This window comes from Accumulibacter sp., from assembly GCF_031732815.1.
In the GTDB taxonomy this organism is placed as follows: domain Bacteria; phylum Pseudomonadota; class Gammaproteobacteria; order Burkholderiales; family Rhodocyclaceae; genus Accumulibacter.
This window is the reverse complement of the sequence record NZ_JAVMKF010000075.1, coordinates 1-6,639: the sequence shown is the minus strand read 5'-3', so window position 1 is coordinate 6,639 and position 6,639 is coordinate 1. Positions and strand designations below refer to the sequence as shown.

Genomic DNA, 6,639 nt, shown 5'->3' with positions numbered 1-6,639 from the left:
AAATGCAGCACGCGGCGAACGTACTGCCGCGTTTCCGGATACGGCGGGACACCGCCATAGCGATCGACCGCGCCTTCCCCCGAATTGTAGGCCGCGACCACCAGGCGCCAGTCGCCGGCAAAGCGCTTCTGCAACCAGTTCAGGTAGGCCAGGCCTCCTCGCACGTTGTGTTCCGGATCGAACGGCCGGCGAACGCCGAAGCGCTCCTGCGTTGCCGGAATCAGTTGCATGACGCCTTGTGCGTTCTTCGGCGACACGGCAGCCGCATCGAGGTTCGACTCGGCCAGGGCAATGGCCAGCGCCAGACGCGCGTCGACCTTGTACTGCGGAGCGACGTTGCGGATGAACTGCGCAATCTTCTGCTTGGCGGCCGGCTGGCGCGCGAGGTAGGCGTCAAGATCGAACGATGAGTCTTCCCACGGACCGACCGCCTGATGCTTCGCAAGCGCGCCACTCGCAGCGCCAGCACAGTCGTCACCGAGTTCGTCATTGCCGATGTCAGGGGTATGGTATCTGAGCGCTTCCGCGTTTCCCAGGCGCGCGGCGAGCGCCAGATACGCATTGGCCAGGCGCCGTTGTCCGGTACTTGCCGATCCGCCGGCGAGCAGGCGTCCGATGCGGAAGAAACCTTCCGGACTGCCCATCGTCGCGGCATCGCAGTACAGCACGATGGCCAGACCGAGGTTCTTGCGAATGCCAATGCCCAGTTCAGCGGCGCGCCCCTGTGCCAGCGCGGCGGTGACCCGCGGCGCTTCCAGGTAAGGATCGGTAGCGGCCGGCTGTTGTGCCGTCGCGCCAACCGAGTTGCTGAGGAGAACGAGAAGCAGGAGGATGGGGCGGATCATTCGGTAGCTCGCATCGGCAGGAAGCGTTGCCTGCCTGTTTGGCAGGTCGGACTGGCGTCCAGGAAACTGTTTAACGCCAGAGAAAGCATAGCGTAGCGGGTTGGATCATGCACGCCAAGTCCTTGGTCGCCAGTGCACTCTTTCACACTCCGCTTCGGTCGGGCGGACGGATCATCACCGGGCAGCGCATCCTCGATCGATTTCCCCGCTGATTGGCGCGCTCATCCGGGACTACAATGCGCTACGTACCGACCTCGGCCGCTGCCGGGTGGCCGGCACGACAAGACGTGGCCGGGTGTCCGGCCGCCTCACCCGTTTCCTCCGCCCCCCCACTTGCGAAAACCATACGCCATGCGTTCACTTCCCCTTTCCGGTCTGCGCGTGCTTGATCTGACGCGCCTTCTACCCGGCCCCCTGGCCACCATGCATCTCGCCGATCTCGGCGCCGATGTGATCAAGATTGAAGACACTGGCGCCGGCGATTACGCGCGAACCGCCGGCGCTGTGCACGGCGGAACCAGCTACTTTCAGCTCGTCAACCGCAACAAGCGAAGCCTCTGCCTCGACCTCAAACAGGCGAGCGCAGTCGCCATCTTCCTGCGCCTCGCCACCACGGCAGACGTCATCGTCGAAGGGTTTCGGCCTGGCGTCGTCGACAAGCTGGGCATCGGCTACCCGAGCGTGTCGGCAATCAACCCGCGCATCGTCTATTGCTCGATTACTGGTTATGGGCAGGACGGCCCCTATCGTGATCGCGCCGGCCACGACCTGAACTACCTTGCGTATTGCGGGCTGCTCGATCAGATCGGCTTGGCCGGCGGCCCGCCCGCGCTGCCCAACTTCCAGATCGGTGACCTGCTGGGCGGTTCTCTCACCGCACTCGTTGGCGTTCTGGCCGGCATCGTCGACGCGCGGGCGAGTGGGCGCGGCCGCTACGTGGACGTAGCGATGACCGACAGCGTCTTCGCCCACACGCTTTTTCCTTTGCTCGCCGTACTTGCTTTCGGTCAGGCCCTGCCACGAGGAGAAGATCTGCTCGCCGGCGGTATGCCGAGTTATGCGGTCTATTCAACCAGTGACGGCCGCTACCTGGCGGTAAGCGCGATGGAACCGAAGTTCTGGCAGAGCTTGTGCCAAGTGATCAACCGCCCGGATCTGGAAGCGTTCGCTTTTGCCACCGGGAGCGAAGGCCGGCGCGTTCGTCATGAACTCGAGCAGATCTTTACGACGCGCAGCTTTGCCGAATGGAGCGAAGTCTTCGCGCGCGTCGACTGCTGTGTGAGCCCGGTTCTGCGCTTCGAAGAAAGCCTGGCCAACGAACAACTGGCAGCGCGCGGGATGATTGTCGAAGTTGATGGGGTAAAACAGTTTGCTCCGCCGTACAAGATCAGCGAGTTTACCTTTGCTGCGCGGCGGCCAGCACCGGCAGCGGGCGAGCATAGTACGGAAATCCTGCGCGAGCTGGGCTGTACGGTCGACGAGATCGCAGGTCTGCGCGCGACCGGGGCCAGCTGAGGGCGCTCGCCGCCGATCGTCGCCTCAGGCGGGATGGGTATCTGCGAAGGACGCCTCAGCGCGTACAGCAACGACGCCAACCGAGATGTTGTCGCTGCCATCGCGCTCGCACGCCAAGTCGATCAGCCGGCGGCAGGCTGCTTCGGCGGTCGGCAGGTCGACAGCGGCAACGATGTCCTTGGCTCCGACGCCATCGTGCAAGCCGTCGGAACAGAGGACAAAGGTCTCGCCGCCGTGCAAGCGAACGCCGCGTTGCGCATGGATCTCCAGACTCTCGGCGGTGCCAAGCGAACGCAGGAGGACGCTGCGGAAGGGATGCCGGTACGTCTCGCAGGCGCTGATGATGCCGTTTCTCACCATTTGTTCGACCAGCGAATCATCCTCGGTGAGCTGTGCACAGCGCCCTTGCGCACAGCGATACAGGCGGCTGTCGCCAACATGCGCATAAATCACATCATGATCGATAATGACAAGTGCGGTAGCCGTCGTCCCCATGCCTTCCAGCGCCGGGTTGCTCTGGGCGGCCGAGTAAATCACCCGATTTGCTTCCTGCATGGCGAGTTCGAGCGCACGCGCCGGTTCCTCTCCGGTTTCGGCAAAGTAGCGCTGGCAAACGGTCTCGACCGCCAGTGCGCTGGCCACCGCACCTCCCTTGTGTCCGCCCATGCCGTCGGCGACGATGGCCAGCAAGCCTCGCCGCGTCGTCTCCTCGTTGCTTGGCGGCCGGACGAGGGCGACGGCATCCTGGTTCGTCTCGCGCACACAACCGATGTCGGTTGCGACGTGCGCGTCGATCGCATACTCCGGCGTCGGCTTGCCCGCATCATCTTCCTCGCGTCGCGCCGAACTGCCGGGCTGAAAACGCCTGAGGGCTCTGGCCAGAGCCGAAATCCAGTTGCCCATCCGGTACTTCCTTGTCATCAAGCTGGCAGACGACTCGCATCCGCATCCGAGGTTCATGATCGAGTGCAGCGCTCGGCATTGTGCCACGCCGATGAGGATTGTCGCCAGCCTCCGGTTGCCTCACCCGGCCAGTCGGTCAGAGTCGGGCCTTGCCGACGGGGTTCCCGAGGAGTGGCCAATCGGTGCCATGCACCCGTCGCGCACTGGCGAGCGCGTTTGGCGGTGCCGGAAAGCTTTGCGTTCATGCGGCTGCGCGAGCAGCTATACTTGCCTTGATCGGTCGGAAGGGCCGGGCGTACAACCTCATGGAAAAGGAGATCAGAATGGCAAAGAGCGAAGCACTTCGTAGATGGCGAAGCGCCTTGGTCGTCGTCGGTGGCGCGTTGGCGCTGCCGGCCTGCTATGTGGTGCCGGCAACCGGGCCCGACGGAACGGTTAACTACGGCTACTACCCGCTACCGCCGCCAGGCACACCCATGCCGACGCCCCCGGCAGGAACAGTTTCGCCAGGAACGCCGGCGACCGTTTCACCGGCCACTTTGACCGTGCGCCTGTACCCGGCCAACGAGCGCGCGACGAAGACCGGCGTGGTCAGCGGGACGGTGGCCAACATGATGAGCGGCAAGGGTCGTTTTGTTGTCAACTACGAGGGCGAAGTCCTCAGCGGCGAGGCGACGCGGGTGTCCAACGACGACAAGCGCGGCGTTGCCAGCGCGTTCAGCTCGGGGGGCATGTACATGTCGTGCGAGTATCATATGAACACACCGTATCAGGGAACGGGAACGTGTTCGTTCGCCAATGGAGCGAAGTACCAGATGCATATCGGTAACTGAAGCTAGGCGCGCGCCGCGCGCCGTTTGCGCCAGGCGCTGATCAGGTAGATGCGCCAGGCTGCCTTGGTCGTCAGGTAGCCGAGCAGCGCAAGGCTGCTGGCGAGGGTCAGCAGCCCCGCCGCCAGAGGTTTCACCGCCTGCAGCATCCAGGCCTGGAAGGCGGCGCTCCAGGCGCTGAAAGCAGTCAGACTGAACTCGGGCGGTGCGATGAAAGCTGCGCCGTCGCCGATCAGCAGGCGACCAATCTGGTAGGCCAACAGATAGAGGGGAACGATCGTCAACGGGTTGGTATAGAGGGTCACCAGCAACGCCAGAGGGAGATTGGCCCGGCAAGCAAGGACGCCGAGGGCTGCGCCGAACATTTGGAAGGGCCCGGGAATCAGACCGCAGAAGAGTCCGACGGCGACCGCCGAAGCGGCCGAGTGGCGGTTGAGGTGCCAGAGCCGCGGATGCAGGAGCGCCGCAACAAACGGCCTCAACCAGCGGTTGTTGCGGATTGCCTCGCGACCAGGGAGCAGTTTCTTGAGATAAGCGCGCATCGACGGGCGTGTTGCAGTTTGACCAGGCGGGGAATTCGGCGTCTGCCCTCGTCCGCTCAGAGCGCCGGCATTCCCGGTACAATCGCCGGATTATCGCGCTTTCTCGCGGCGGCGCACAGCTCATTTGCCCTTACCCACTTATCCACGATCTATACCTGGAGAATCGGATGGTTTACCACTTCCTCCGTCGACTTGCCGTCTGTTGCCGGCTGCAGTTGCTCGTGGCTCGCACCGGACTGGCCTTGCTGCTCGTCGCTTGCGCGACGGCCTCGGCCCAAGGCAGCCGGCCAGAATTGCTGCTCTACTGTGGAATCACCATGGTGCGTCCGATGTCGGAGATCGTGCAGGCGTTCGAGAAGCGCGAGAATGTCCGCATCACGCTGGCGCAAGGAGGATCCGAAGATCTGTATCAGTCGGCAAAGAAGGCCAGCGTCGGCGACCTCTACCTGCCGGGTGAGCCGACCTATCGCGACAAGTATCTGCACGAGGGACTGCTCGGCGAGTTCGCACTCGTCGGCTACAACCAGTTGGCAATTCTCGTTCCGAAGGGCAATCCGAAGAACGTGAAAGGCGACCCACGCGAACTGTTGCGCAAGGACCTGGTGGTGAGCATCGGCAACGCCAGCTCGGGCAGCGTCGGCAAGGAGAGCAAGGACATCCTTGACGAGCTCCGCATCTATCAGAAAGTGGTCGCCGCGGCCGCCTTCCTCGCGCCCGATTCGCGCGGCCTGAACAACGCACTCAAGAAGGGTGAGGCCGATGCCGTCCTGAACTGGCGAGCAACCGGCTACTTCGCTGACAACGTGGGTGTACTCGATGTCATCGACCTCGACCCCAAGCTGGCGAAACCGCAGGCATTGCTGCTCAATCTGCTCACCTTCTCGCGCCACAAGGAGATCGCACGGCGCTTCATCGCGTTCACCGCGGGTGACGAGGGGCAGGCAATCTTCCGCAAACACGGTTTTCTCGACAACCGGGCCAGGCGCTGAACGGCGAGCTGACGAGGATCGGTCATGCGCCTGGGGAGCGTTCTGCGCTGGCGTCCGACGCCAGCCAATCAATTGCCAGGCAGTGAGCTGCAGGTATTTTCGGCCGGCCGCCTGCTCTGGCTGTTAGGCGGATTCTTCGCCGGACTGCTGGTGGTCGTCGGCCTGAAGGTGTTCTTCGCCGATCTGTACGGCAAGCTCGAACAAAGCAGCGCCAATGAGCGCGCGCGCCTGTTCATCGGCGATGAGATCGTGCGCATCATTGGCAGCGTCGAAACCGCCGTCTATCGCCTGGCCGCAGCCGACAATCCGGCAGCCCTGAAGCGCGGCCGACAGGAGATCAGGACGCAACTCGACAAGCTCGCGCATGCTCTGAACGTGCTCGAGCGCGGCGGAGTTGTCCGGCGCGAGATGTTCCTCAACATCGAGGGACGCGACGAGTCGGTACGCGAAGTAAGGTATACGCCGAGCACCGGCGATTCATCGTTCGTCATGGAAATGATCGAGATCGCACCATTGGTCGACGTCATCCGTAACCGCGGGGACGAACTCGAACAACTGCTCGTCCGCCAATGGGAAAACCGTGATCGCGCCGACCGCGAGCGCTTCTTTGCGCGGCAACAGGAGATCGGCCTGTTCATGAAGAACATTCCGCCGCTCTTCTTCCGCATCAACGAGAACGCCAACCGGCTGTTCGTCGACAGCAGTGAGCATCTACGGCGTATCGAAGCGCGTCAGGCCGAGCAGCGGGAAAACTTCCGGCGTACCGAATGGGCACTGGTTGCCCTGGTCGTCGCGCTGGCGGTGCTTGCCGGCTGGCTTTTCGTGCGCCAGACTAACGAAGCGAATCGCAAACTGCGCCAGACCTGGGCGGCGATGCTGACCGCCAAGGAAGAGGCAGAGCGCGCCAGCCGGGCCAAGTCGGAGTTCGTCTCGCGCATGAGCCACGAGTTGCGCACGCCGCTGAATGCCATTCTCGGCTTTGCTCAGGTGCTCGATGGCGAAGCCTTGCGCCCGA

7 protein-coding genes are annotated in these 6,639 nt (G+C 63.4%); 4 read left to right on the top strand and 3 right to left on the bottom strand.

The annotated features are described in order from the left end of the window. On the bottom strand, positions 1 to 845 hold an 845-nt coding region (locus tag RKP46_RS06210; protein ID WP_311105831.1), incomplete at its 3' end, for a lytic transglycosylase domain-containing protein. Positions 846 to 1,196: 351 nt separating this feature from the next. Between RKP46_RS06210 and RKP46_RS06205 the strand changes: the two genes are divergently transcribed. Next, complete coding sequence (locus tag RKP46_RS06205; protein ID WP_311105830.1) at positions 1,197 to 2,360, top strand: CaiB/BaiF CoA-transferase family protein; 1,164 nt, start codon at positions 1,197 to 1,199, stop codon at positions 2,358 to 2,360. Between the two features lie 24 nt (positions 2,361 to 2,384). Here the strand turns inward: RKP46_RS06205 and RKP46_RS06200 are convergent, their stop codons facing one another. After that, positions 2,385 to 3,263 carry a protein phosphatase 2C domain-containing protein gene (locus RKP46_RS06200; RefSeq protein WP_311105829.1) on the bottom strand — a complete coding sequence of 293 codons (879 nt, stop codon included), beginning with the start codon at positions 3,261 to 3,263 and terminating at the stop codon, positions 2,385 to 2,387. 323 nt (positions 3,264 to 3,586) lie between these two features. Here RKP46_RS06200 and RKP46_RS06195 point away from each other — a divergent pair, with 323 nt between their 5' ends. Then, positions 3,587 to 4,096, top strand: coding sequence for a hypothetical protein (locus RKP46_RS06195; protein WP_311105828.1), 510 nt, complete (start codon positions 3,587 to 3,589; stop codon positions 4,094 to 4,096). Between the two features lie 2 nt (positions 4,097 to 4,098). Here RKP46_RS06195 and RKP46_RS06190 read toward each other — a convergent pair whose 3' ends face one another. Continuing rightward, entirely contained in the window at positions 4,099 to 4,635 is a 537-nt protein-coding gene (locus tag RKP46_RS06190; RefSeq protein WP_311105827.1) for a DUF2062 domain-containing protein, read from the bottom strand. 167 nt (positions 4,636 to 4,802) lie between these two features. Here RKP46_RS06190 and RKP46_RS06185 point away from each other — a divergent pair, with 167 nt between their 5' ends. Further along, positions 4,803 to 5,624 (top strand): substrate-binding domain-containing protein, encoded by an 822-nt coding sequence (locus RKP46_RS06185; protein WP_311105826.1) that lies wholly within the window; start codon positions 4,803 to 4,805, stop codon positions 5,622 to 5,624. A 24-nt stretch (positions 5,625 to 5,648) separates the two neighbouring features. After that, positions 5,649 to 6,639, top strand: a 991-nt coding sequence (locus tag RKP46_RS06180; protein WP_311105825.1) for a histidine kinase dimerization/phospho-acceptor domain-containing protein, incomplete at its 3' end; no start/stop codon positions are given.